Origin of the sequence: Bacillus sp. HY001 (assembly GCF_007558965.1) — a bacterium.
Taxonomy (GTDB): Bacteria; Bacillota; Bacilli; order Bacillales; family Bacillaceae_G; genus Bacillus_A; species Bacillus_A mobilis.
In genome coordinates this window covers 1-1122 of record NZ_VLTE01000262.1, presented here as the reverse complement: position 1 = coordinate 1122, position 1122 = coordinate 1, and the positions used below count along the sequence as shown (strand labels likewise).

Annotated in this window: 1 protein-coding gene; it reads right to left on the bottom strand. The window is 29.7% G+C overall.

Annotated elements, in window-relative coordinates; genetic code table 11:
- Positions 1-782: 782 nt before the first annotated feature.
- Positions 783-1122 (bottom strand): carbohydrate-binding protein (locus tag FOT98_RS31190; RefSeq protein ID WP_395940780.1); only part of this gene is annotated, 340 nt, incomplete at its 5' end.

Here is a 1122-nt window from a genome sequence, read left to right as displayed (position 1 = left end):
ACCTGGAATTAAAATACCAAAAATGGTAATATAGAGTCACCTTCAGTTGTCAATTGTGTCCCTTTTTTGAAAGCCCTGTCTATAATGACAAGGCTTTTTAATTTTTCTAACCTAAGATATCCTTTATATTTCGTTTTTTAGTTAACCCTAATAATATGTATGCCTCTTTTAATGTAATTAAGTCTCTTTTACACTTCTCCATTTAGAGATGCTAAATTAACAAATGTCTATTAAAAATTCATTAGACCCTCATACTACAATCATTATCCAAAACCAAAATAATACAAACGAATAAAATGCGTTTTATCACTTTTACTTCTCCGAATTAGTTTATCACCTAATTTTAAATGTATAATCCCAAAATAATTATTAGAAACACCTTTTATAAGAAGAGCTATTTTTCTGTAAAATTTGGTTTACGAATGCTAATTTATCCCCATTTAAATCTCTTTTATAGTAAAAATTGATCTTATGCACAATCTAATTAATAAACTGTGGTATAACGGGTATAGAAATTAATTTTAATTTTAAATAAAAAGAAGAGTTAATTTTTGATTAACTCTTCTTTTTGCAATTTCCTGCTAGCTACTAGCAATTAATTCACGAAAATGCTCTTCTCTATTTTCTTTTATAAACTTCATCTTTTCTATTTTTCCTACTCAAATTAGCTCCTAAACGTTACATTTTTCATACAATACTGATTCCCAACAGTACTATATGGAATAACTAAACATTATCTTATATACTCTATTAAAAATTAAAGGGATTCACTATTGCCATCATTAGTTTACTTCTTTCCATAATGACAATGCAAAAATCCAATTTGGATCCCCATTCCCTTGATAACTCTGAACTGCCTCATACACCTTATCCTCATGAACTACTCTATCTCCTGCTTTATACGCTTTACGCGCATCCCATTGTTCATAAGAGTTTTCTTGTCCTTTTGTAGTAACTGTGATGGCATCACTTTTCATTGATTCATTACCAGATGTATCGACAGCAGATACTACATACTTATATGCTGTATTCGCTTGCAAATCTTTGTCCATAAATGAAGTTGTATTAGCAGTACCTATTTCTTTCATGGCCCCTCCAACTTCTCTGTATACAATATAATGG